The organism is Paenibacillus sp. NMA1017 (assembly GCF_058895805.1).
Genome location: NZ_JBZXYR010000001.1, coordinates 53,552 through 80,095 on the forward strand (window position 1 = coordinate 53,552; position 26,544 = coordinate 80,095).

At 46.9% G+C, this 26,544-nt stretch carries 20 protein-coding genes; 4 read left to right on the forward strand and 16 right to left on the reverse strand.

Features of this window, described 5'->3' with window-relative positions:
* Position 1: 1 nt before the first annotated feature.
* Both AC5ELV_RS00270 and AC5ELV_RS00275 read left to right on the forward strand, forming a co-directional pair.
* On the forward strand, positions 2-979 hold the full coding sequence (locus AC5ELV_RS00270; protein WP_493428699.1) for a TIGR03943 family putative permease subunit: 978 nt from the start codon (positions 2-4) through the stop codon (positions 977-979).
* An 18-nt stretch (positions 980-997) separates the two neighbouring features.
* Entirely contained in the window at positions 998-2,101 is a 1,104-nt protein-coding gene (locus AC5ELV_RS00275; RefSeq protein ID WP_493428700.1) for a CobW family GTP-binding protein, read from the forward strand.
* Between the two features lie 111 nt (positions 2,102-2,212).
* Here AC5ELV_RS00275 and AC5ELV_RS00280 read toward each other — a convergent pair whose 3' ends face one another.
* The 13 genes from AC5ELV_RS00280 to AC5ELV_RS00340 all read right to left on the reverse strand — a co-directional run bounded on the left by AC5ELV_RS00280 (position 2,213) and on the right by AC5ELV_RS00340 (position 19,857).
* On the reverse strand, positions 2,213-2,458 hold the full coding sequence (locus tag AC5ELV_RS00280; RefSeq protein WP_013310118.1) for a type B 50S ribosomal protein L31: 246 nt from the start codon (positions 2,456-2,458) through the stop codon (positions 2,213-2,215).
* Between the two features lie 17 nt (positions 2,459-2,475).
* The gene (locus AC5ELV_RS00285; protein WP_230486430.1) at positions 2,476-2,763 is read right to left on the reverse strand and encodes a hypothetical protein; all 288 of its coding nucleotides are present in this window, start codon (positions 2,761-2,763) and stop codon (positions 2,476-2,478) included.
* A 176-nt stretch (positions 2,764-2,939) separates the two neighbouring features.
* A complete protein-coding gene (gene rpmG, locus AC5ELV_RS00290) occupies positions 2,940-3,089 on the reverse strand; it encodes a 50S ribosomal protein L33 (protein WP_013310116.1) in 150 nt (49 codons plus the stop codon).
* 68 nt (positions 3,090-3,157) lie between these two features.
* On the reverse strand, positions 3,158-3,727 hold the full coding sequence (locus tag AC5ELV_RS00295; RefSeq protein ID WP_493428701.1) for a hypothetical protein: 570 nt from the start codon (positions 3,725-3,727) through the stop codon (positions 3,158-3,160).
* Between the two features lie 80 nt (positions 3,728-3,807).
* Complete coding sequence (locus AC5ELV_RS00300; RefSeq protein WP_049827761.1) at positions 3,808-5,190, reverse strand: MFS transporter; 1,383 nt, start codon at positions 5,188-5,190, stop codon at positions 3,808-3,810.
* A 93-nt stretch (positions 5,191-5,283) separates the two neighbouring features.
* A complete protein-coding gene (locus AC5ELV_RS00305) occupies positions 5,284-5,751 on the reverse strand; it encodes a MarR family winged helix-turn-helix transcriptional regulator (protein ID WP_493428702.1) in 468 nt (155 codons plus the stop codon).
* 228 nt (positions 5,752-5,979) lie between these two features.
* Positions 5,980-8,985 carry a GAP1-N2 domain-containing protein gene (locus AC5ELV_RS00310; protein WP_493428703.1) on the reverse strand — a complete coding sequence of 1,002 codons (3,006 nt, stop codon included), beginning with the start codon at positions 8,983-8,985 and terminating at the stop codon, positions 5,980-5,982.
* Positions 8,982-10,247: a TRAFAC clade GTPase domain-containing protein gene (locus AC5ELV_RS00315; RefSeq protein ID WP_023988391.1), complete on the reverse strand. Its 1,266-nt coding sequence runs from the start codon at positions 10,245-10,247 to the stop codon at positions 8,982-8,984. The genes AC5ELV_RS00310 and AC5ELV_RS00315 overlap by 4 nt, the downstream gene beginning before the upstream one ends.
* A gap of 16 nt (positions 10,248-10,263) precedes the next feature.
* Positions 10,264-10,917: a beta-mannanase gene (locus AC5ELV_RS00320; RefSeq protein WP_493428704.1), complete on the reverse strand. Its 654-nt coding sequence runs from the start codon at positions 10,915-10,917 to the stop codon at positions 10,264-10,266.
* Between the two features lie 18 nt (positions 10,918-10,935).
* On the reverse strand, positions 10,936-12,225 hold the full coding sequence (locus AC5ELV_RS00325; protein ID WP_493428705.1) for a vWA domain-containing protein: 1,290 nt from the start codon (positions 12,223-12,225) through the stop codon (positions 10,936-10,938).
* A gap of 45 nt (positions 12,226-12,270) precedes the next feature.
* Positions 12,271-14,637 (reverse strand): transcription initiation factor TFIID, encoded by a 2,367-nt coding sequence (locus tag AC5ELV_RS00330; protein WP_493428706.1) that lies wholly within the window; start codon positions 14,635-14,637, stop codon positions 12,271-12,273.
* 3 nt (positions 14,638-14,640) lie between these two features.
* Positions 14,641-18,030 (reverse strand): tubulin-like doman-containing protein, encoded by a 3,390-nt coding sequence (locus AC5ELV_RS00335; protein WP_493428707.1) that lies wholly within the window; start codon positions 18,028-18,030, stop codon positions 14,641-14,643.
* Between the two features lie 24 nt (positions 18,031-18,054).
* A complete protein-coding gene (locus tag AC5ELV_RS00340; protein ID WP_493428708.1) occupies positions 18,055-19,857 on the reverse strand; it encodes a vWA domain-containing protein in 1,803 nt (600 codons plus the stop codon).
* A gap of 317 nt (positions 19,858-20,174) precedes the next feature.
* Between AC5ELV_RS00340 and AC5ELV_RS00345 the strand changes: the two genes are divergently transcribed.
* Both AC5ELV_RS00345 and AC5ELV_RS00350 read left to right on the forward strand, forming a co-directional pair.
* The gene (locus AC5ELV_RS00345; RefSeq protein ID WP_023988385.1) at positions 20,175-20,327 is read left to right on the forward strand and encodes a hypothetical protein; all 153 of its coding nucleotides are present in this window, start codon (positions 20,175-20,177) and stop codon (positions 20,325-20,327) included.
* On the forward strand, positions 20,320-21,237 hold the full coding sequence (locus AC5ELV_RS00350; protein ID WP_493428709.1) for a hypothetical protein: 918 nt from the start codon (positions 20,320-20,322) through the stop codon (positions 21,235-21,237). Before AC5ELV_RS00345 ends, AC5ELV_RS00350 begins: the two co-directional genes overlap by 8 nt.
* A gap of 144 nt (positions 21,238-21,381) precedes the next feature.
* On the opposite strand, the gene AC5ELV_RS00355 is transcribed toward AC5ELV_RS00350, so the two are convergent.
* From AC5ELV_RS00355 to AC5ELV_RS00365, 3 genes are all read right to left on the reverse strand, one after another.
* Complete coding sequence (locus AC5ELV_RS00355; protein WP_493428710.1) at positions 21,382-24,138, reverse strand: PHB depolymerase family esterase; 2,757 nt, start codon at positions 24,136-24,138, stop codon at positions 21,382-21,384.
* A gap of 194 nt (positions 24,139-24,332) precedes the next feature.
* Positions 24,333-25,463: a bifunctional cystathionine gamma-lyase/homocysteine desulfhydrase gene (locus AC5ELV_RS00360; protein WP_493428711.1), complete on the reverse strand. Its 1,131-nt coding sequence runs from the start codon at positions 25,461-25,463 to the stop codon at positions 24,333-24,335.
* Between the two features lies 1 nt (position 25,464).
* Positions 25,465-26,388, reverse strand: coding sequence for a PLP-dependent cysteine synthase family protein (locus AC5ELV_RS00365; protein ID WP_023988377.1), 924 nt, complete (start codon positions 26,386-26,388; stop codon positions 25,465-25,467).
* Positions 26,389-26,544: the final 156 nt, after the last annotated feature.

Below are 26,544 nucleotides of genomic sequence, written 5' to 3' on the forward strand. Positions count from 1 at the left end.
CGTGAATTCAACCTTTAGCATCCGCTGGCAATACGGCATGCGCTCCTTGCTCCTGATCGGATTGGCTGTGTACATTATCTCATTAAACCGTACGAATGCACTTCATTACTACTTGGCACCCCATATGCAAAAGTTGCTCCTACTCTGTCCTGTACCACTCTTGTTCATCGCATTGGCGATGGCATGGCACGGAATCATCGGGGAGCGGGACGGTGAGGATGTATGTGATTGTGAGCATCCGTTGCCGCAAAGCTGGTTCAAAAAAACACTCGTATATGGAATGCTGCTCATCCCGCTCCTGTTCGGTTCTCTGCTGCCCAATCAGGCACTTGGTAGTGATATGGCCGCCAAAAAAGGCATGTCCTTCACGTATCCCAACCCGGATATCCGACGAAAAACAGATATACAGACCACGAAAGCATCCACCACCTCCCGTTTTTCAACTGCATCTTCTGTCCCAACTTCACCCCCTCCAGAGGGAAAATGGAGTCAGGAAACGCTGGATAAGCTGTTCGTTCCGCCTGATAAGTACAATGTAGAATTCGCTGAGCTGGCGAAACGCCTATATCAGCAACCTATCATACAGATCAAGCCGGAGATTTTTTCCGAAACTATTGGAGCTATTGAATTATATAAACAAGCTTTTGAAGGAAAAAAAGTACAGGTGACTGGCTTCGTCTATAAAGATGACAACCTGCCGGGTAAAGGCCTATTTGCAGTAGGAAGATTCCTCGTCATGTGTTGTACTGCCGATGCCATGCCCTTCGGGATCATCGTCCAATCCCAGAAAGCCCCGTCCTTTGACAAGGATACCTGGGTGACCATTGAAGGAACACTGCATGCCACACAAAAGGGCAACGCTCCGGTACTTGAAATTCGATCCGAAAAAATAACCGCTGTCGAGCAGCCAGAATCCCCTTATGTCTATACCGAAGCAGACTCGGTAGCTACCTTTGATCGCCTGAACACAGCACAATAAACCCGCCAAGGAGGAAAAATGATGAACAAAGTTCCTGTTATTTTAATCAGTGGTTTTCTTGGAAGCGGCAAAACAACACTGCTTTTGCGCCTGTTAGCCCATACCCGCCAAATTCCCCTTCGTGCTGCTGTTTTAATGAACGAAATGGGTGAATATGATGTAGACAGCGCTATAATTTCAGAGGAAATGCCTGACGTAACCGTAGAAGGATTGCTAGAAGGCTGCATTTGTTGCAGCAAAAGAAATGAGCTGGCAGGGGCTCTGCATACCCTGCTCAGCCAGAAGCCAGATCTGATCTTCATGGAAACCACCGGGGTAGCCAACCCCGAACAAGTACTGGAGGAGCTGCGCTCCCCTCAACTGGCAGATCGGCTTTATCTGGTTCACAGCATCAGTGTTGTGGATGCTGAGCTGTTCCATGAATACAATAGCCGCTTTACGGCTGATAAAGAACTGGTTCGCACCCTGCACGGACAGCTGCGCACCGCAGACTTTATTGTGGTGAACAAGACGGATGCAGCAAGCAGCCGTGAAGTGACGAAGGTCGTCAAGAGCATCCGCAAGCTCAACGATACGGCCAAGCTGCAAACTACTGAATATAGCCGGGTTGACCTTGAACCACTACTAGAGCCTGTTCTGGCCTCCGCATCCGTTGCCGCGAAACCTGTACAAACACTTCAACCAGCACCTGCACAAGTCCAGTCCACCGATGCAGGTGTACCGTCCGTTTCCGTTCCCGTCAAAAGTATCAGAAGCACCAGTAGTGTCTCCCGAAGTACGGCTTTCAAAGTTATTTCGGCACACAGTCATGACCACGATCCTAAGCAGCCTCATTCGTTCTCCCGTCTGGAGAGCTTAACGCTGCATCAATATTCTCCTCAGCCACTCGAAAAACAACGATTAGAAAACTTTCTAACCGGGTTAGGTTCCTCGCTGCTTCGAGCGAAAGGTTATTGCGTGCTTCCTCAGGAAGGTACAATGCTTTTGCAATTTTCAGGAAATCACTTGGAGTGGCAGCCTACTGCACTTCCCGTGAGTCAGGGGTATGTCACGCTCATTGGGGAGCAACTGGACAAAGCATCCATTGCCGACCAATGGGAACAGTGCTTCACTTCGCTATAAATAACAGGTCTGGATTAAGACAAAAAAACCTCCTGCAGATGCAGGAGGTTTTTTAAAAAGCGATGTTCACGGATTATTGACATAATCCATGAACATAACGCTCGACTGTTCTTACTTAAGGTTATATTTTTTGTTAAAGCGATCCACACGGCCACCGATATCCACGTTTCTTTGTTTACCAGTAAAGAACGGGTGGGAAGCAGAGCTAGTATCTACACGGATAACTGGGTATGTGTTGCCATCTTCCCATTCCATTGTTTCTTGCGAATATTTAGTGGATGCACTCAGAAAAGTAAATCCACAGCTAGGGTCCAAAAAGATAACTTTGTTCAATGTTGGATGAATATCTTTTTTCATTAGTTTCACCTAATCTTTCATATAGTTTTAGTTTCAAACTCAAACGTACTGGCGCAATACTCCATCAGTTGGCAAAAGGAACGGTTATGTCCCAGAAAAAAAGACGACAGATCATAACGGTTGCGCTCAAGCTCGTAAACGACTAACAAACGATGCCGCATATATCGCATCGCCCATTGCACGAACGCTCCGGATCTTTCGTCAGCCTTCATCGTTATATAAGCATATAGTGAATGGTCCTCCGGCTCGTCCCAAATGCTGACACCAGCACAGGAGAACTCGGTAGCCACGTGCTTTCGATTCAAAAGGCAAAGCGTGCCCTATAGCTCGGCATCTATCATACAGCCTTGAAAAAAAGCCGTTTTCTTAGGTGCAAGCTTTAACTTTGGACGCTCTGTCCACTGGACTAATTCAAGTTTTCGCCGGTTCCATAACGCAGGCTTTTGCAAACTTAACACGATTTCTTCATCGTTAACTGGAGTTATCTAGTTTCACGGTGGATCGTGTACTTTTTCAGACGCGGAGAGTATTTTTTCATTTCAAGACGGTCCGGATGATTTCTTTTGTTCTTGGTTGTTGTATAGTTGCGATCACCGGATTCGGTGCATGCCAAGGTAACAATTACGCGCATTTCTCTTCCTCCTTAATTGGAATACATGGTATACAATTACAATAGTAATTTTTACGATTAGTTCTATTCTATAATTCATGCTCCACTTTGTCAACCTTAGAGTCACGGTTTGTCGCTTCTTCTACCGTATTCCAGCGATTACGGTACTGTGCAAGCTTCGGATGAAGTTCCTGGGGTTCGCTCGAAAGCACCAATCTGACATTTCTAATCCATTCTCCGAACGATGCATAGGAAGCGCACAAATTTGCAGTTTCAGGACTCATGTACAAAAAAAGTGGGGGCGTATACTTTTCCGCCAAAAAACGGATGGCTGCTTCAATCGGCGTATATTTTTTACGCTTACCTTCCCAGCTCTCAATCACAACAGCACTCACAGCCTGCTCCCGCTGCCACTCTCCCAGCTCGTTCACCCGCTTGTAATACGAACGTACCGGCTGCTTCCACATTCTTCTGACGGTTTCTTCATGTAGCGGATACAGCACCAGCTTTGTAAAAGATAATGCAGTCCCCGTTTCGGCAAAAAGCTCCAGCTCTCTGGCTGTAATCTGCTCGAATGTATCATAGTAGACCATGGTCCCTTTATGCGTCTCGATCGGTGGCTCATAACCATAGGGTACATATTGAAGGTTTCTTGTCATACCGGACACTCCGTCCTTCCATAAATGAACTTTTCCTTCTATATTATACCCTTGTTTTGGCATGAGTTTGCATTAAATGTTTATCCTTGTTCAACAGCAGGCGTATTACGGCGTGAACCCCTTCGGAATTGCAGCGCATAAAGTCCCATCGTCACAAGCGCAATCAGCGCGAGCACCGTAAATATATTACTAAAGTTGAACACCTGCACATTAGATACGACAGGATTCAGATGAAAGGACGACGAACTATCCAGCGTTTTGCCCAAAATACTTGTCGTAATCGCCCCGGCAATGAAATTCAGCAGAGATAGCAGCCCCATTCCAACACCAATCTGGTCTTTCGACAAGGTACGAGAAATCGTGTTGGACATGGCAATTTGCATGAAGGTCTGACCTACGTTTCCGAAAATAAGCAAAAATAAAATCAGGTACGGAGACGCACCCACAAACGTAGACAAGCTGATAAAACAGATAAACAAAAGCGACACAGCTGTATAGACGAGAAACGAATTTCCTTTGCTATCCGCCAAACGCCCCCCTCTTTTACCCAATAGAGCCGAAGCAATAGCAGCCGGAAACATAACCAGTCCAATTATGGCCGGCGTAAGCTGATTGAGACTGTTCAGAAACTGCGGTGCCAAATACGGCAATCCAAAGCTAATCCCTGTCCCTAAAAAAGCGATAAGGAGCCCATATGAATATTGCTTGTTACGGAACAGCTTCGGCTGGATGAATGGATCATGCGCAGTGTTAATGCGCCATATAAACAGTGCAAATAACACCATACCGACCAGAAAAAACATCATATTGGTTTGCGAAATGGAAAGTAATAAGAAGGCTACTGTTCCCCCCAGCAATAATCCACCAAGAAAATCGAACTTCTGATCCTCTCCACGCTGATCGTCCAAATATTTACGAAAGAACGGCAATGCGATCAGTGGCAGCATGGAAATGACGAACAAAAAACGCCAGCTTGCAAAGCCTGTGATCAAACCGGAAATAATCGGAGCCAGTGCAGTACCTAACGCCAAGCCGATTGCTGTGACGCCCAAAGCACGTCCTCTTTTTTCAGCCGAGAAATAACGGACGGGGACGATCATAGCAGTTGCCGGAATAACAGCAGCCCCTGCAGCCTGAAGCAAACGAGCTACAATGAGCATCCAAAATTGATTGGCCAACAGTCCAATAAGCGAACCCAGTGCAAAAAAGATAATACCAAACGTCAGCAAATCCTTAAGACGATATTTATCTGCCAATTTGCCGTAGGTCACCGAGCCAACCGCATACACGATCATATAGCCAGTCAGCAACCAACTTACATCGGAAGCACTAATATGAAACTCCTCTCGAATCACAGGCATAACCACATTAAACATAAAAGCATTCATCACTGAAAAAACAAGTGTGAAAGCTAGCACACGCATAAGCTTATCCGCATTCGGATAAGTTTGTTCATTTATCATTTGGTTGTCTCCCTCTCCTGTAAACCTCTTATCTAAGATCGTAATTTACTGCTTTTGAATATCCCTATCCGGGTAAAATCTCTATATATTCGCTCAAGCGCGGGCGTCCGCAGGGTGATAGTCGCGAAGAATTTTTTTAAGCAGGCCGCGCAGCGTCTCCGATTCTCCGACAGATAACGTTCCACCTACCGAGTTTTTAATTGCCTCAATAGTACGTTCAGCTACCTTGTGAATCTTCAAGCCTTCCTCCGTTAAATAGATTTGCTTCATTCGTGCATCTTCCGGGTGACTTTTGCGTACTGCCCAGTTTTTCTTAACGATCCCGTTAACCAGGCTAGTAACGCTTGATTTATCAATAAGCAACAGCTTTTCCAAATCCGTATTGGTGACTCCAGGCGACATCGCCAGTATATAGAGCGTCTGCGATTGTGGGGAAGTGAGCCCCAAAGGGCGCAGTGCTGTTTCAATTTCGCGCCGGACGGTAGTGAAAATCCATTTAATTAAATACATCGTGCTCTCTTCCTCCCAAGGAAGACAAACGGGATACACCTCGCTTCCCATCTCACTACGAACCTCCATATCTATCTAATTTTAATAGTTTGAATTCCAACTAATTTTAATCAGCTGTCTACTTGGTGTCAATACTTCCGTAACATGATGCTTTATTAGATAGGGTTAATTTTAAATTATAAATTCATCCTTTATGGAAATATAGGCATAATAAAAGACGAGTCCTTGAAGGAAACCCGTCTTTTACTTATTCATCATTCATTTCTGTTTTATAGTTGCTTAGTCCGTAGTTTTCACTTGAACTAGCGGATATTCTTCTCCATCAACAGTAACCGTGCTAGCATCATTCAGCTCCAACCGTTGCCAAAGGGTCAACAGCGTACGATAAGGATACTTCTTCAGATCATACTCCGATGGTGTGTCTGTGTCTGTTCCATTACGACTACCCTCAGTAGTAATCTCCGAAGTCGAACCTCCGTCCGTGTTGCCTGTCACTGCTCCAGACTGATCACCGCTTGTTCCACTGGGTTTACCCCCACGAGCTGTGGAACCACTGTCTCTGGATTGTCCATCTGCTGTCGTGCTTTTTGTAGTGACGCTCCCAGTGTTTACGTCACCGGATGGATCATTGTTCGCTTTACTGGCTGCTTCCTTGTCGTTCTGTTCAGCAAGCGTAAAATTTTCGTATAAGTGCTCCTGCTGATCCGCCCCGACAATGACGAGCTTCTTTGGCTTAAATTCTGCCTGCTCTGTCGATGTCTGAAACGCAAACAACAGCTTGACCATTTTCGTAGTGGACTTGGTATTAGGCACATGTGTCACTATCGCCGTGGGCTCCTTTTTTACGGGCACTGTAGGCTCCACAGGCTGTTGTTGTACCGGCTTCGGAGCCGCAACAGGTGCAGGTGTGTCACCAGATCCGATCACCCCGGTTGCTTTCAGGCCGCCTAGCGTACCTGCAATGACAATCAGCACGATCCCGGAAATCACCCCACCTTTACGGAAACGACGAAGCGTTTTGACCAGAGGCGTATCTGTCTCACGCTTTGCTGCCAGATAGAAATTTTTAAAGACAGGCTTTGCAGGTTCAAAATATTGACGCCACAGCGTTTTTTTATGCAGTCCCTCTCGTCCTTCCTTTTGGAAGAATAGAAGTAGCGCACGTCTGTAGGATGGTTCGAAACCGCCGCGTGGAGTAGCAAACTCAGGGTGTTCCTCCGACCATCGGATAAAGCGGTACATCGTATCGTTATCCTTTGCCCATTTGCGAATCGAACTGACCAGGCGAGCGAAGTCCAATATTCCCTCTCCCGGCCCGTCAGAACGATAGAAAGCAGGCAACAGACGGGCAAAATGGCCTTCCGCAAGCTGCTGGGGCAGCCAGCCGTAAGCCCAATCCTGTACCTTTTCTACTTCGCCGGGCTCCAGACCGTCAAGCACCGACGGTTCCGGGTCCTCCGTGTTAAACCAATCATAAGCCGCAACTAATCGCACAGCTTGTCCCTTAAGAGGAGCAGGCAGCTTTCCAACCCACTGCACCAAATCGGGCCGTGTGAAAAAAGGAATCTGTACGACCTGGTCGGGTGATATTTCCTTTAGCTCTACTTCGGTAAGTAAATACCGATCCGACGCTTCCTGCAAGCGTTCTGTCAATCCAGATTGCTCCAGCGGGGACAGTTTGCCTACGGCAGAGCTGCTGTCCCATTGACGCAAGCGTTGGTGAATGGCCGCCACAGCCTCTACTGGTCTTCTTTCCGCACGCAGTCTGCCCATCAGTGCAGATTCTGCCAAAAGCTGAAAATCGGCATTCGCCGACACTTCGATATACCGACTGCCCCATTCGTGCACAACAGCCAGCAGCCCCTTGGCATCCGGTGTTCTTTTCATCTGACTGTCCATGTAGGGAATGAACAGCATTTTTGTAAGTGCCGGATTACCCAGCACTTTCGTAAAATATGCCTTGCCTAAGGATGGATTCTCTTCAATTGTATGATAAATATACGTGACTGCTTCCGTATTTCTGGCAGTATAAGCATTGTTTAGCGAACGGATTAAATATTCCACCAACCGATTTTCGCTGCTGCGTGCATGAACTTTATAATAGTCCTTGAAGCAATCGACCAGGCCTACATCTGGAATATATCCATCCTTCACCCGATCAAATTCATGATCAAAAAACGACAGAAACAGATCATTCAGCCTCATTTTACGTGGCAACGCATCGGATGGCGATAAATAATCAGTCAAGCTTCGCAACACAGTGATTCGTTGTTCGTTGTATAATGCCCGCTCTCCCTGCTCAATTCTGTACAACGTAATGAGCTCATGATAGCTGGATGGCGTCAAATCACGCCCGGCCTCCATACCTGTCAGCATTTGCTCGGCAAATTTGAAGAAATCGTCCGGCGTCTCACCATTCAACAACGTACGGACAATCCAGTCAAAATACGGCTGTCTCACCTGCTCTGCATCCACATTAAGTATTCGACTATGATTAGACAGGTCAAATACAAAGTCTTTTTCCACATTCCGATCACCGGGACGCAAACTAAAAGGCTCGACGAACATCAAGTGAATGCCTTTTCTGCTGTTCGGTTCCTGTGCATATGTAAGAAATCCGAGTCTGTTGCGAAATGCATAAGGCAGTGCTGCATATAACACACCAAGCAGTTGCTTGGCTGAAGATCCGACCGCTTCTACAGGAACATTCAGCGCTACATATACCTTTTTGCGACCCGCTGCGGACATCATGACTGCGTATAAAAGCTGTTTGAACACTTCTTCGCTCAGCTGCAATTGAGCCAGCACTGTAGACGGGTCAATAGCCGGAAATACACTTCCACCTGGTAGACGCTCCAATTCCGGCAAATCCGTTCCCTGCTCAATATCATAAGTATCAACAAAGGATGTGTTCAGCCACTGCTTATAGTCAGACGGGGATTCACCATGTCCGGCTGGAATCACATAGTTGTGCGTGAAAAGGGCGCTTCGCAGCCCAGTAAAATCCGCGGCCTTATAAATACTGCGGCCAAGTACTACATCCCCGGACTCCGTCCGTACCAGATGTATGGCTTCCGGATAGACACTTTCCTGTTTCTCGCCGCGCGCCGTCAAAGCAGCAGGCGCATCATATACACATAAGGGATGCAGCACCTTTTTAATAAAAGAAGCATCCAATCCTTTGGAATTAGCCACTGTATCGAAGCCTTCCGTAGAACGGAAAATACCACGCCGTTCCCGTGTGTACATCTGCTGTTGTATCAAATGAGAGGTAGCATAACTCACTGTGATTCTCTCCCCTCAATGTACTTCAACTTATAAAGCAGCCAAATGAATGGCTCATCCACACGGATCGGACTAACCAACCCTTGCAGCTTTTGCTCCACCGGATTGCTACCCAACGCGGAAACCGCGAAATAGGCCGTATCCGTAAAATATACATCCATCGTGCCCTTGAACGGTTTATCCACTTTTTCGATGAAGCGTCGAACTTCGCCATCAATGTTCGCAAACTCATCCAAATCCATATATTTGCGATGCTCCATCGGATTAAAAATATTGCTGTTCGTCTTGATGTATGTGCCTTCTTCATCTGCCAACGCAGTAAGCATATCACTTTTGGTCAGGACGACAGCGGTCGGAATGTCCGTTTTCCCTTTTTCCTGATAGGCGATAAAATCACCGAACATCGTAAGTACGACGTCACGCGGTTCATCATATTGCGAGACCCATTCACCTGGCTTATCGCCAAGGTTAATCTTAATGCGCTCCCGAATAGAGCGGATTTGCAGTGGATCGACCATAAAGAGAATACCTGCAGAATTTTTAATATGCTGTCCATGCAGTCCCAGATAGTCCTGATCTACCATTCCCTCACCGGCAACATCAAAAAATACCAGCGTCAGTGGCGGCTTTTCCTCATCCTTAAATACAAACTGGAAGATAAAAGGCTCCTGCATCTTTTCTTTTTGTGTCGATGTAAGCAGATCCCCTCGTTCAAATAAGGGTTCCTCATACATGGTGCGGAACTTGCGGCTAATCTCTGCATTGAGCGGCATGCATGCCGCGTCAAAATGATCGGCCGTAACATGCTGCAGCGTGTGAATCAGGGAGGTCATATAAACAGATTTCCCCGCCTGCGAAGCTCCAATAATTGAAATGATATTGCTAGGCACCTTACCCGCAGTCACGGGCAGCTCGTTATGGCAGTGCGGGCACAGTCGGTGACGCGTCAGCTCGCCATAACGGTCGGTCAGTCCTGTCAGTACATGATCAGAATACAATCGATGTTCCTCAGGAACATCATGGGGATGCAAAATCGCCTCCATATCATGCACACTGTCCAAGCCAAAACGCTCCCGATATTTGTTCAACAGCTCATCTTCACCCAAAGCGTAGTCCTCGTCATCTTCACGGTGATGAGAAGCACGGAATACCACTTCCTCCGGGGAAAATTTACTAAAGCAATAAGGGCACACAATATCATAAAATAACGGCCTTGGCGCTGCCTGTGGCTTTCTTCTAAATAAATTGCTAAGAAAACTCATCGGTTGCGGCCTCCTTTCATTCAGGGACTAATTCATATACCGTGCCATATCTCTGGCCGTCCGTAAAAAACAGCCGCACATATTCATCTCCCCCCACTTCAACAGCGGGTAAAACATTCCGTCCCGCGGCAAAAGGTGCAGTGAACGGATACAAGGTTCCATCGTCCCGGTCTGCTGGATAGCCCCCGCGCTTCTTTACGTAGCAAAGCGCCTCCTGCGGGACAGGAACTTCGGCTGTCACCTGAATCTGGACGGTTTTGCGACTGCGAAACCAACTTTTTTTATGGTGAACCGCATATCTGATTTTAGCCCTCCCCGTACTCAACTCCAGTTGGTTGGCTCCATCTTGCTGACGGATCACGTAAGTGTCTCCATCCTCCCGAACAGCCGGATACACGGTATACCGCACGCGTCCAATGCCTTCAATTCGGTCACGATAGCTGCCAGCAGCCTTATACTCCTCGCGTGTAAAAAGTTTTAGGCTTGAAAAAGGCGGTAAAATTTCACCCGCATTTTGCCCATTCACACCTGCATCGGCTGATTGTTTCGCAATATATACCACGGCTGCGCCCTCAGGCCACTGCCAGCGTAACACAACCCGGTTGTCGTCAATTTTGTGGCTCAGCTCCGAAATAATAGGATCACCGGGCTGTGCTTCCCTATACTGCATAAGTTCCAGCCTCCCGTTCTAAAATCCACTGCTGCGTCGATTGCGCGTTGGGGCTTCCGGTGCCCCTCTCCGGCGTCCTGACGGCGCACCCTGACTTCCTCCACCGGAAGATCGGCGAGTATTTTCCGCAATCGGCAGAACAAGCGAAAAGACAGCAATAAGGGCTGCCAGTATGAGCGCTGCCAACAAACGAATCATCAAGTCGCCTAAAGGCGAGCCAGATAATCCCTTTTCCAAAATAAAACCAGCGAGCAAGCCTGCCGGAACTCCACCAATGGCGAAATTTCGTGCGAGAAAACGGTTATCGAACATCAGCCCAAGAGCCAATCCCAATAGAGCGCCGATAATGACCAGAGCCGTTACACGATAAATGGCAAAATACAGACTGTCGGCATACTCACCTGTCCGCTCCGTTACCAGTGTGCGATCACCGATTTTGTTATATATTTTACCAAACGCCTGAGTAAGTCCTTGGGCATTTGCTACATTAGAATAAGTTCCGCCTGTCAGGTCAGCAATATTTTGCAATAAGGCTATACCATCCGACTCTGCCAGTTTCAGCCCGATCGTATTAATCGGAATCTGGCGGGTGATATAAGGAGCCAATGCTGTCTGGGTGTCCAGATCACTAAAGCCATCAGAGAGCATAATAACGAGAGAACCTTTTTCTGCATTGCCTTGGGTTTCAATCTCCTTGATCGTCTCGTCCAAAGCAAGCCCGATCTCTGTACCGCCTGACATGATAGTCTGCATACTATCGATTTTAGAATAAACCGCTTGCTTCTCTGCATCTGTGCCAATGGGAGTAAATGGCTGAACCAACTGTGCAGCAGATTCAAATGAAACAATGGCTACTCGCTTGTCTCCATCCATTTGGCCAATCAGACTCTTGGCAGCCGTTAGGCGTTCGTTATCAGGATCTGTTTGCTGCATACTCCCGGAATTATCAATCACAAGCACGAGGTCCTGTACGCTCTTGCGCCCTTCAGGGTTAACTTGGTAGCCCAACTCCAATAGCAGACCTGCCACGAACAACATGACCAGTGTAGCAGGCACCAGTAACTTCCAGGATAACCCGGAGTAGCGCTGCCGCCATGAGTGTCCATTTAACTGTGGCGAAATTAGTTCGCCGATCAAACAACCTAGGCCAATACACAGTGCCATGATGCCAAAATACAGTCCGATCACGATGATATGCGGCCAGTGCCCTATCAATTTGTGAAGAATAAGCTCTCCCAAGATGAAGCCTACTACAGCGCCCAGCAAGCCGAACAGCAATAGGAGAACGTTAAATTTACGCTGCTTCATAGAATCGTTGCTTCCTTCCATCATTAAAGTAGGATGAATATATGGCTACCGCAATTCCGGCAACCGGTCCACGTCGATTCCGTGAAACACGAAACCATTCGCAGTATATGTCTCATAATACGTTTTGCCGTTGCGATAAACCATCAGATCCTCCAGATGGAAGCCGCCCATCAAATGCAGCTTTTCCACCCCGCTGCTGCGACGCTCATGTACAAAACCCAGCTTGTAAATACGCGAAGTAATGTCCACATCCATTGCATAAGGAAGAAATTCGCCTTCGTAGTCACCAAAGAAGTACTTTTCTTCATACCGATGCTCATGGGTATAGTCGAGCAAACGTACGTTAATTCCGCCATGTTCCTCTAACGTTTGATACAGTTTTTTAAACAGTTCATCCTTCGGAACGACCAGCCGATTTTCATATGCAGCAGCTACATTCGCACGCCGCAATAATTCTTCTTCGAAGGTCTGATTAAACGGCTGTGAACTGAGAATCAAGGTGCGACAGGTCTGCGTAAGTCGATCCACCAATGCGGACAGGCCCCCGTCCAGCAATCCGGATACAGGCCCCATATGCCGGGTTTCAAAGAATATAGATTTTCCCCGCTTGCTTTCCAGCTCACGCATGACATCCTCCGTCACACGCTCGTAATACTCGAACAGGTTTTGACCTGTGTAACTATCGGCCTGCCGAATACTGTCCGTTGCAGCTTGATGCAGTTCATGCTCCAGGCTGGAAAGCTGTACTGTAATATGCTTCGCCTGTGCATGCCATTTTTCTAGTGCCAGTTCATAGCGGCGAAGCAGCTCCAAATCGGCTTGAATCCGCAGCATGTGCAGCTTGTGTCCGTAAACCGTCTCGGTCAGGTAACGAATCAAGCTGCGCACATTATGCTTATCCATGAGTGGCAGTCGTTGAAAAGGCTGGTCCTCCACTCGTCCGCTATACAGCGCATCCAGTTCGGCAGCACTAATCTGTAAGTCATTGGACGTATCCCGAATCAGTCCCCGAATGGCCGTAAGCACATTCCCTGTTTTATTTTCATCCGTCCAGTCTGTCAACTCGAATAATCCGATTTCAGGATATTCCTTGGCAGCTGCATTCACAGCCGACTGCAAACCAGATTCCGCCTGAAAATCTCCCAACCGTTTGTGGACAATCCGTTCACAGTTATCACGGAAAAAGGCTTCGCAGCCCTGACCAAACAAGGCTTCCTCCGCCTCACGTAATGTCATTCGCTTTAACGAGCCGTAGCTGGCTCCGCTGGTCATCAATGCGCTCATGTCCGTGATCGCTTCATTACCAGGAACTAGATCATTTCGTGTGCGACCGCGCTCGGCAGCATCTAAACCAAAATAATTCAGCTTATCTCGTATGTCCCACTCCTGCTCTGTTCTCATACGCTCTAACAGCTTCACATAAAAGTGATACAGCACCGTAAGTGCGATTGACTGGTTAGGACGGTTGACTCGGGAAAATCCAGCCGACACATAACCCTGTCGCCCGGATTCCGTCATGATGTTGTTTTTAAACGATGTATTGTTGTATCCTCCATCCTGTGACCGATAGGAATCTCCTGCCTGATAGCGGTTTTTGAGAAGCTGAATGTGGCAAATGATGTCACAGCTTTCTCGCAGGCTATTCGGCACCGTTACGCCGCGTTCGTTCTTGTCGGACAGCACATAGACGAGATCGAACAACGGTGATGGAGCATGGGTTACTGGAATGGTCAATTTGTCCTCGGTCATATGAAGCGGTGCCGTAAACGTATACTCTGGACTCTGGATATAGTCCAGCTCCCGCATGAAAGCAACGGACGTTGCACTACTGTAGCCGAATTGGACAGCCTGATCGCTTTCATTCACCAACACATACAGATCCATTTGTACCGATTTAAAAGACTGTGCAAAAATATACTCCGCCAACAGCGTAATTTCAGGGATTAATACGTTCATGGGGTCATCCGCTGTCGTCAAGATCGACAAATGGACACGCTCGAACGAAGAATACAACCGACCGTAATCTGCCAGATGTCCACTAGCCCGGCGCAACGCGGTGTTAAGCTCAATTAGCTGCGATTCATGTGTATAAAAAGCTTGGTGCAAGTCACGGCGTATCGTTTGGTGGCCACTTTCCTCCGGTACCGCTATCGTATGAACAATAGCATCCACCGAACGATCTACAGCCGCATGTTCTTCCTGCGAGCCGATTTGAATATACGTTACTCCCGTGCTGTTATCCCACTTGGTCCGGTTGATATCTGCAATTGTGTTCATCACCGGGTTCATGCGATCACCGATAAAAAGAAACACGGACGGGAAATGGATGCTGCTGCGTCCATCCCCGCTTCCGATTAATTGGTCCTCTGCGGCTGCATAGTCAGCCGCATAACGTAACAGCTGCTCTCTCATACTTTACTTCAACTTTCTACGAATGTCGTTTAATTTTCCAGTCATTTGAGCATAGAATGCATATAGTTCTGCTCCGTTAGCCAGCTCCACCTTTTCATATTCCAATTGATTGCGGGCCTCTGTGTAAGTTGCAGCCAGTTCATCCAGCTTCGACAGCAGTGGTGTAATATCCTCCGATGAAGTCAATACAGCATCACGGCGATCCGCCTTGCGCATTAGAGCTGCAAATTTCTTTTCGTCCAAACCACGGAAGTTTGTAAACACTTCAAACTCCACATAATTACGGCTCTTCATGACATTGGCAAACGGCTCCCAAGCCTCTTCTTCTTCGTCACGATCGTAGACGTACAAAGCACCTTTTTTCGTAATCGTGTCCGTATAGAGTGCCTGAATGAACTGATCCAGCCATTTTTCTTCATCCTGATATTTGCCCAGCAAAGCTTCCAGTTCAGCGGCTTTCGCTTCAATTTGTGTATATTTCGCCAGTTCTTCACGAACCACCTGTGTTAACTCCGGTGAACGGATCAGGTTTTCCTTCGCCATCTCTTCATTGATGCTACCAAAGATGTCCTTGCTTCCGGCCTGCTCCAGCCCTTCAACCAGTAGACGTTTCAACTCAGACCATGCTCTTTTTACCTCACCCAAATTCGGCTTGGATTCCTGCAAGCGCATATCGTAGCCTGCTAGCATCGCATTCAGATCTAGCGCATGTGAACGGATTACAGTGAAGCGGCTGCTCGTATTCTGATCGACATCCTTTTCCCGAATCACGCCAAGTGACTTGGCACGGTCAAAATCATTACGAATGCGGGCATTGTAAGCTTGCACACGCGAATTGACGTAAGTTTCGCCCCATGACTTTTCAGGAATCGGCGACGGCAGATTAGTCCAGTTGTTCTGACCTGTTTGCACCAGATGGCGGCCAATACCTTCGCGGTCAAGAATCGTTTTTTCATAGCTTTCTTCATACACTTTAAGTGGCGTATATACAAACAGAGGAACACCATTACGCGTATTGAGCCAGAAAATCCGGTTACGAACTTCACTCTCTTTAATAGTAAAGTGTGATTTGCCAATTGCATTATTTTGATAATTGCGAACGCCTTTCAGGATATTAGGCGACTGTACAGGTACTGAAACGAATCCCCATGACGGGAAGTACAAGTTGCCAGAGCTATTGCTCAAATGGAACACAGGTACAGCTTCCTCATCCAGTTTGCTCGCAATGTAGCGCTCCACAAATTTTTCAATGGCTTCATCTTGCCCATATTTCATGACGAGGAAATCCTCCATGGAACGGGTAATGAGATCACCGAACTTATCAGTCAAGAAATTGGAGATTGAGCTAATGATGTCCATATCCTGATCCTTCACCCATTGATCTGAATTTTCCAGCAATTCTTGGGCAAAATCACGAATCAAATCGTCACCGTTGCGGTTATCCAGCAGTTTGGTCACAACTTCAGAAATATCCGGTACACTTACCAGATTCCAATAGTACGTTTTGTTACCTTTATGATCGGACTGTTCCTCGCCGTTAATCAGCAGATCGCCATTCTTCTCGAAAATTGCGCTCAATGCGTTCAAAATTTCAGTAAATACATTATAAATACGGCTATTTTCCTTGTTCAACAGGTCATACAGGTCTTCATAAAATTCAATGAGCTGCTCTGTACGTTCCACATCAGCACGCAGCCAATATTCATTAATTTTCGCTTCAATGTACGCATTTTTCTTTTTATCCTTGGAAACAAACGCGCTCTTGGCATCACCCAGCTTTTCGTTCGCCTGCTCACGCGCCCATTCAATGTCCGTTGGAATACGGTGCAGTGATTCACGCAACGTTTCAACATATGAAAGCAGCATTTTCAGCAAGCTAAATCCTTTTTCAGTATAAATCATGCGGGATACATAAAACGGCCCTTGCTCAGGATGCAGAAACATCCGGCGGATTTGTTCCGTAAACTGTCCTGTAATTTCGCCAGGAAGCTGTTTCTTCGCTTTGATATACTCTTCGCGGGCACGCGTCAGGAACGTTTGCTCCAGCTCGGTGTCCATATTGACAACTTGCATTTTAACGACATTGCTATAACTTAACCGTTCACTGTTTTCAAAGCCCGGAAGCGGCTCAGGTACACGGGATTCAAAGTTTTTGATCATGCTATCCAGATCCACGCCCAGCTTGCGGGCAAACTTCTCTACGTCCTCTTGATTTGGCGATTGCTCGAACATTTTGGACATTTTGCCAAACATTCGATAGGCCAGATAGGTCGTCATTTCCTCCATTGGCAGCACCGCCGAGGAAGCCCCGATAATATTGTAATCGTAGTTTGCCGGATACGCCTTATTCATTTGTGCGATGTTGGTACGGATATTGCTGATATAGTCATGAATGGCAAACTCTTCGCCCGACTGTTTTTCCTCACTCGCCATAAAGTTAGTGATGTTCTCAGCGGTGACATTCATGCAGTAATCATAAGCATTTTCCAACAGCTTGCCTTCCGTATTCGTGGCCGAAATGAGATGGCACAGATTAAACGGTGGAAGCGGCGAGTTCACGGTCAAAATGTTGCCGTACTGCTGCTTAAAACGTTCACCACGGCTGTCTACATTCATCCAATAGTCCAGTTCTTTCAGTGCAGCATAGCCGTTCTTTTTAATATATTCACGGGTATGCTCGCTCAGGCTTTTGTTCGCCAGATTAATATCCGGTGTAAACAGATAGCCTAATGTATTTACACGGTCTACGCCTGCAGAACCATAGTCGCGCTCAATAATTCCTCGGACGATATATGAGATATCGAGGAAGGTACCGCTTCCTGTACCGCCGGACAAACCGGACAGCAGGAACACCATGAGCTTCTTGTTGGTGCCTTCAGACAGGGTTTTGATTTTTTTGTCAATGCTTTGTACGACCTGATTAATTTTGGTGAACAGCAGCAATCGTCCTGCCTGCCGCACCCCTGCCGCACCATTCATACCATCGGTAATGCTTAGTTCGGGAGACAGCCAATCGGTAATGTACGGCTCTAGAATGCTGCGGTTTTGCAGCAATCCGCCGATCTCCGCATTGGACAGCAACACAAACTCATTGATGGGGTCCAAACCAATCCCCTTGTATTTTTTGTTGCGGTCTTGTTCATTCGTTTCAAAAGCGAGAAATTCCACATTATCTGGTTTCTCGCTCTTTTTCTTGGAGATCGGATCTGCTGGGAGCTTGAACCTACGGTTAATTTGATATTTCAAGCGGAGAAGGGCATCAATTCCCGTACCTCCGAGTCCGATGATTAAAATAGGGTTATCAATAGTATCAACTCTGATCTTATCGCTTACGATCCCCCCGCCGAGTGATACGTCTAATTGTTGGATATGCTCTCTAACTACTGGTTTCATAGATATGACCTCCTAAGGGTTCGTTTAGCTGTTTACTGAAATAAATTCCAGCAAAATGGTTTTGTCCACACTGGCTAACGGAATGGTCAGACGATCACCGTTTTTGAGTTCAAGACCGTTGCCTTTGTCTACAGCCCGCCCGGATTTTTCAATCGTAATCTCGGGAGTACTGCGCACAATGATACGATCCTGATTGGCTGGTGTGAACACGACCTTGTCGGTTCCAGCAAATTCCGGTGCCAGTTGCAGCAACTGGTGCAGATTAAATTTGCCCCGGAAGGTGTTCAGCTTCTTGTATTGCGGATACGTTTTTTCGCCAGTGTTCTCATCCCGGATTTCCAGTACGATTTGACCGACAAAGCCACGGTTGGCCTTTTTGACAGCCTTCCAGATGAAATATGCGGCAACCAGCAGAACGAGCAGTCCCAGCCCTAAAAGAATGAGTGGTATTAGCTTGGACTTTTCAGCAGGTGTAGTTGGCTGAGTCGTGCCCGTATTTGTACCGCTCGTCGCCCCTGCTTTAGCACTGATGGTTACAGGCTGTGTTTCACGATAGAAGCTCTTCTCCTCTGCTCTAACGGTTAGTTCGTAGTCATGCTCATCTGGAATCGTATAGGAACCGGTAAAAGAATCCCCTGCATTGGTTAACGGCACCTCATTCGTTGTACCGGAATCCAGATCCCTGACCTTCAGAACAGCATTCATATTCGCATACAATTCCTGATCCTGAAGCTGCTGGCTATTGCTCGTCAGGTAGGAACGAATTTGAACCGCGTCACCTTTTTTGTATGATTTGGCGGGCAGTGCTTCCATTTTCAACTCCAGATCATAGTTAAACACCAGATTAATATCAATCTGATCCTGCTGGACTCCCTTGACTTGGAGCTTCCAGTCGCCAGCCACAGGCTTGAGCAGTTTAATCAGCGAGTAGCTTTTCGACTTGGACAGCAGTACATCGCTCGAAGGAATCGGCTTGGTGTTGCCCGACGGATCTATCAGTCTCGCGTCCACCGGTTTCGAGGACATGATCGAAATGTTAGCCTCCAGCACACTATCATTCGGTACAGTTACCGTAACATCCTGATAGTCACCATTTGCCGTAATGGACTGCAAGGGCACAACTTTCAACTTCAAATTGCTGGCGAAAATTTCACTCAAAATTTTCGGCAGGTCATCCGCCGAGCTTGTAATAAAGGATTTGCCGCCCGTTTGCTGCGCTATGTCGGCGAGCTTGTTTTTATTCAGCTTTCCATCTGCATTCAAACCGATGGTGTAGATTGGAACGCCGTTATTTTTAGCCTCGGCTACAGCCTGTGCCATATCCTGATCGGATTGGCTTTCGGTTCTGCCTGTCGTCTTATTAAAATCGTTGTTACCGTCGGCAAGCATGACGATCATAGGCGCATGTCCAGCTGTTTTACCATCCTGCAAAATGCGGTTCGCTTCCTTGACACCCACGGAGGTGTCAGTATACGCCCCCCGGTTCAGTCCGTCAATAAACGTCTTCAGTTCCTGCTTATCCGCTTCGGATGTAATATTAAGCAAGGCTTTCTCGCGCTGTACGACATCCGTATACGCTACAATCCCGACCTTGTCATTTTGCGTCGACAGCATATCAATGAACATTTTCATGGCTTCATTGCCAATTTTCCCAGGATCACTAGTGTTCATCGAATTACTTACATCGACGACCAGCACCGCATCCACCTTAGAAGCAGAGGGTGAAGCGGCATTCGCCATCTGTGGCTGCCATGCCAAAATCGAGGTCATGATCATTGTACATATGATTCCGATGACCAAAAACCATTTTCTGTCTCTACTAAACATCGCTTGTACCCCTTTGCCGGTTAATTCTCATTCTAGAAACTTCTCATTCTAAATTACAGTTGTACTCCCCTACTCTTAAATTATAATGAGTTTTACATGAGCGCCAGCTGAAAATCACTGCCTGAATGGTCTGAATGCAACCAAAAAGCCTATTATACCGCGAGATTTTACCAATATCCTGCAGTAATGATATAATTATACCCCAACAAGGGCAATCGGGCACCAGCCTTCTCCTTTATACGACAAAAATGACAGTAGCGAAACCCGCCCATGTAAAATATTGAAGTAAAAATCCAAGCAGAAAGAGGAAGTACACTATGATCTCATACGGATGTCTGGCGATTATGTTTCTTTTTGTCGCCATCAAATCACTAATTTACTATATACATAAAAAACGTGCCCCGTCGATTACACAAATCGACACCGAGCTTCTGGCCCTGCTGAACCGGAGAAGTGAACGCAATGAATAGTTCCAAACAAGCTGTACAATTTCGCCCATTTACCCGCACAGAGCACGCCTTCCAAAAGCTAAGAGTCTGCAAGCGTTGTGGACAATTCACCGCCCTTTGGGAAGAGAAGTGTACATCATGTGGTCGGGATACATTAGTTCCTGTAGAGCAATATGCCAAACTTAGAGCCAAACGTTATTTTCGTAAAGACTTTGCCGTCGGCGTCATACTGCTGGCCGCTACTGTCTTTTTCGGCCACTCGCAGCAACAAATGTTTCTGTGCGGTATCGTCGGTGCGCTGCTTCTGCTGCCCTTAGTGCTTCTACAGCAGGGTATTTATCCTTATGAGCAGCGTAGGCAGCTTATACGTCTGTTTAGAGGCCGTATAGAACAGATCCAGGAAGGGCTAAACGTTAATCATAAAAACGCGGTTGCCCTGCGGCAGCTCAGTGAGCGTGTCTCCTATGAGATGCTGCGTGAGATGGCTGTACTCATTCATAATGATCGGATAAGGCTCCAGCAGGTTGCCCTGCTGCAATCTTTTGTTCTCCGTAAAGACATGGAATTAACGCTCGATCCTCTCCTGATCAAGAGCTTTGAGCCGCTTATGGTCAGATATATCGGAGAGATTGCCAGACTCAATCGTGAGCTGATCAAGGACCGGACATTCCGATACGTAGTCTTTTATGAGCGCCGTATTCTGGAATTGGCAGGGGGCGAAGATATTCTCGTCCGTGTAGCCAGTGCAGCTGTTCGTAAAAAGCGCTACGTAGTCACCCATGCCGCTTTCATTTCCAGATATGTACGCAAACTGCCAAAGGAACGAGTCCGGCGTTTATATCATATCATTCAAGAGAATCCGTTAGAACCCTTTGGAGATTTGGCCGATGAAGTAAAGATCATGTACCTGATGGAGCAATATAAAAGCTAAGCTGCCCAATGCCCTTCTTTATATGACGTCATCCCGATCACAAATCACTGCAATGAACCAGCAAAAAACCGTCAGGATCGCCAATGTGCCTCCGGACGGTTTTTTTAATTATGGATTATTATAACATTGTTACTTTTTTATTGGCTATTGGCCTTGCAGTTTTTGCTGCGTATGTCTAATGGAAGTAAAGTTAAAAGCACGCACTCCCTGGCTATCATACACAATAATCTCTTTATTCAAATACGGGTGTAGACCATTAAAGTATCCGGGCATAATCAGTCTGCGCATAAATAGGTTTTTACCCAGCATACGGGGAGAATTGGTCGCTACGACAAGCATTTTCTGGGTTGCAGACCAAGGGCTAGGTTGAATATATGAAAGACAATACTCGCCTGCCGTAAAATCGCCGCCCAATGTATACCCTTCCTCCGTACATGTGATTTGCAGATCGGCTTGGTGCTTCTGAAGCAGCTCATGTCTGGACAAGCCCGAAGTGACACAAATCACGTTGCTATCAGCCAGTGCTTCCTCCGTAATATCATTGGAAGACACCACCGGATAATGAACACCGATATACGGATTCCAAGTTGCTGTTCGGGGGCTAGCCAAGGCGTTCGCCGTCCGTCTCACCGCCTGCTCTTCCTCCGGTGTAGCATAGCTGGATGGAAGGACAATGTGAAGACGATCCATATAAACGTCAAGCACACCCATACCATGGCTCAAAGCGTTTCTTCCCACGCTTTTTGAATCCACAATTTTCTTTTTAGCATCCGATTCTTTTGTAAAGCATCCACTGCTTTCTTCCTCCCGTTCGGCAATCAAACGGTATTCAGGTGAGGGACGTTTATGTGAGTGTGTTTTAACAAAGCGAAAGCGGCTGTATTCCCGCAAGTCCAACACGAAAATACGGGCTCCGATACGAACTTGGGCCAATTCCAAGGGCATGACCTCTTGAGAAAGATGAATGATAAATTCTTCGGCGTGAACTGCCTCGATATCCAACTCACCTGTGGCACTCATTTCACCGTACAACTCGGCATATTCCTCATTTTCATCCATTCGCGTCAGTTCCAGCCAGTAAGCCCGGTTATGTCTGCCCCGTTCCGTCCGATAGGCAATACGCTGAGGTACGACATCTCTTTTCCATTGCAAAAGCCAACCCAGCACGCCGTCCAGAAGTCTCAGCTCATGCGTATCCCAGTGATTAGAATGACGTTCTACGACACCTTTAAAATGATCAGATGGAAGCGCTGTTACAGGGGCTGTGTATGCTTGTGCAAATAAGTAATCCTGATCTCCGCATACATTCAATATTGGCATATTCAACAGATTTATCAGATGCTTGGGATGTGGCGCTCCAGAGATAACCGCGATAGCCGCAAAACGAGAAGGATAAGCCTGTGCCATCGCCCAGGCAGCGTATGCTCCGTTCGAATAACCCGTCAGATAGACCCGATCTTCGTCCACTCGATACGCTTGCAGTATGACATCCAGCCCTTCCAAAAAAGCAGCTTCTCCAATATAACTGCCCAACGTTACACCACGGCACGAAAAAGTAACGAATATAGCTTCCTCTTCCCAGTCTTGTCCAAAACCTCGATTCTGAAAATCCGGCAAGCCCAGTTCATATCGCTTGCCTGGCATCAGAACGATCAGAGGATACTGTCGGTTAGTCGAATAGTTTCTGGGAAGCTGAATGGTATAGCGCTGCAAACTGTTGTCCAAACGGGAGACAAAAAATCCTTCCCCAATTCCATCATTAGACAAAAAGATGTGTTCTTCTTGAATTAAGGATGAGGAGTGTGGCTGTTCGGTATGTCCAGACGTGAAGATCTGTTTTAATAGCTTGATATATTCACGTACAACTCGGTAATCCCAGATTTCAAAAGGATCTTCCGGCAAATCCGTTAACCTTTTTAATTCCTCAAGCAGGCCCTCAATTTGTATTTTCTGCGCAGATTGAAGAATATCTATAGCGCGTGCTTGGATGTACTGGTCATACTCTTCCCGCAAGCCCTCCACGACGACTGACAAAGGCCGCACAAGTACCGAATACACAAAATGATGCTCCACAGCATCATGATCCCGATATGTAACGGTGAAATGCAGCATTCCCGTATTCCCGGCCTTTTCCTCGTCCCAGTCATAGCTTTGCTCCTGCTCCCAATGTGCTGGAAAGCGATCCAGCTTCATGCCCTCATCATTCGTTACCTCGACCCATAACGTTTGGTCTAAGGGAAGATCTATCCGATCCTTAGGCAGTAAATAAAATAAGATCGGGCTGTCTTCACCCTCTCTGCCAGCACTTTTCTCAACCTCTAGCCATGCCATGTGAAAACGTATATTACGCTCTACAAATTCACGATGCAGTTCTGTCACATATGGTTCGTCGCATACCTGATTTCCACTGATACGAATAGAGCGGGCCTCCTCGGGAATAAACGCAGCAATGATAACTACCGTGTGATCGCCTTCCTCCAGATACAAGCGAAAAGGACCGGATTCCGCATATACCAGTGTACCATCTATCCAAATTTGTCCCGTTCCTTCAAAGGGTCTGAAAATCACTTCCTGTGCAGCCATACAACGAAGATTTGAAACCAGCAAAAGTCTTTCTTGTTCGGCCAAAGGCGGAAAAACACCTAGATTTAGTTCCGCAGTCCGAGGGTCCAGCTCGGTCAATAATCGGCAGGCTGCCTTTCCTCCGGCTGAAAGCTCTACTCCTTCTTCACCACAAGCCTTTTCCAAATTCCAATCCTCATGAGCAAAATAACTTGACCATTCCCTACCCACACCGCAATTTTCCGGGAGCACGACCGGACCGACTGCATAAGCAGACCTCAGACGTACCGGATGATCCGACAGCACAGTTGTTGCTTTTTCCAGATGTGTGAACCTCATAACATTCCCCCTCCAGGTTTTTGTTTCCTCAGAGACGTAGTCGCGGTTATATTCCGTTTAACATTCAATTTAACTATATAAAACTATTCGTTATTACCTCTACGTACTCCTCTGTTCTTCTCAAAAAAGTAGTTATGATAAAACAAAAAAAGAGGCAGCCTCAGCCACCTCTCTTGATCATTACGCTTATTCTCTTACAATGCTGCTTGCAAGTCTTCGATCAAATCTTCCAGATCTTCAATCCCAACCGAAATCCGCACCAAACCTTCGGTAATACCTAGCTCTGCACGACGTTCTACCGGAATAGAGGCGTGCGTCATACGTGCCGGAACGCTGATCAGACTTTCAACCGCTCCCAAGCTCTCAGCCAGTGTAAAATATTTCACCTTTTTCAGAAGTGCAACCGCGTTAGCGTCGCTACCTACATCAAAGGAAATGATGCCGCCAAAGCCTTCGGCCTGGATTTTGGACAGTTCGTGCTGCGCATGGCTTTCCAGTCCAGGATAGTACACTTTGCTAACCTTCGGATGTTTTTCCAAAAAGGAAGCAATTTCCTTCGCATTTTGCTCAATCGCTTCCATACGCAGACCCAATGTTTTAATACCGCGGATCAATAACCAAGAATCTTGCGGGCCGAGAATAGCACCAATGGCGTTTTGCAGAAAATGAAGTTGTTCACCCAGCTCGTCACTGTTCACAACAGCCAGACCAGCTACAACATCGCTATGGCCGCCCAAATACTTGGTAGCAGAGTGAATGACGATATCAGCCCCAAGTGTAATTGGCGTCTGCCAATAAGGGGTAGCAAATGTGTTGTCGACGATCAGTAAAAGATCATGTTTTTTTACAAGCTCCGAAACAGCGCGGATATTAGTAACCTTCAAAAGCGGGTTCGTTGGCGTTTCGACATACAATGCCTTCGTATTCGGACGAATTGCTTTGGAGATGGCTTCCAGGTCAGTCGTATCCACAAATGTGGACTCAATTCCGATCCGGCTGAGCACTTTGCTTACAATACGGTAGGTGCCTCCGTATACATCATCGGTCAGCAAAATATGATCCCCTGCATTAAACAGTGAAAATACCGCATGAATGGCTGCCATACCTGAACCGAAAGCAAAACCACGCTTTCCTTCCTCCAGATCCTTGATCAGCTCCTCCAGGGCAAACCGGGTCGGATTGCCTGTACGCGAATATTCGTATCCCTTATGGACGCCAATTTCCTCTTGCTCATAAGTGCTTACCTGATAAATAGGAACGTTAACCGCGCCTGTATGGGGATCGGTAGGAAGCCCGCCGTGAATCAGTTTTGTTTTGCGTTTCATTTTATATCCCGCCTTCATATATTTTTTTACTCAGATAACGTTCGCTGCTATCCGGGAAAATGGTAACAATATGTGCGCCATCTGGTGCATTTTCTGCTTCCAGTAAAGCGGCATGTAAAGCAGATCCTGAAGAACTGCCAACAAGAAGACCTTCACGTGCAGCCAGTTCCTTGACACGGTCAAAAGCATCGACATCGCTAATGGTATGAATGGCATTAAAATATCCTTTATCCACAAATTCAGGGATTAATTCCATGCCAATTCCTTCTGTTTTATGTGGGCCTGACTCGCCGCCATTCAAGATGGACCCTTCCGGCTCCACGATGACCGTTTTAAGGGCTGCATTTTGTTCCTTAAGGTAACGCGAGGTTCCCATAAACGTTCCCCCCGAGCCTGCACCTGCCACAAATACGTCTACTTTGCCGTCCAGATCGTTCCATATTTCAGGTCCCATTGTCGTATAATATGCCTCGGGATTATCCGGATTACTGAATTGCCGTGGCAAGTATGCATCTTTTATTTCAGCAGCCAATTCTTTTGTTTTTTCGATAGCTCCTTTCATCCCCTCACTTGTCGGGGTATGAACGATGCGTGCTCCCAATGCCTTCATCAGGTCCTGCTTCTCTTGGCTGAACTTCTCAGGCACAGCAAAAATAACTGAGATATTATAATGAAGCGCTGCCATCGCAAGACCAATACCTGCGTTGCCTGCTGTTGCTTCAATTAATGTCCCCCCTGGCTTCAGCTGACCTGTTTTTAATGCTTTTTCAATTAGAGCCTTACCCACCCGATCCTTAACGCTGCCGCCGGGATTCATAAACTCCAGCTTCGCAAACAGGCGAATGCCTCTCGGTAGAGAATAGCTGTTCAGCTCCACTAATGGCGTGCGTCCGATGAGTTCAAGGGTATTTTGATATACATTCATAATTTCAAGCTCCTTTTAATGGCGAATCCAAAATAAACCAATGGTCAAAAATTAACGCCTATTGTCGGAGAAGTTCGCTATTATCTCCGGGAAAACACAGTAATACGGTAAGTATTGATGCAATAAGATTTTATGTGTATTTGAAGCTTTTGTCAA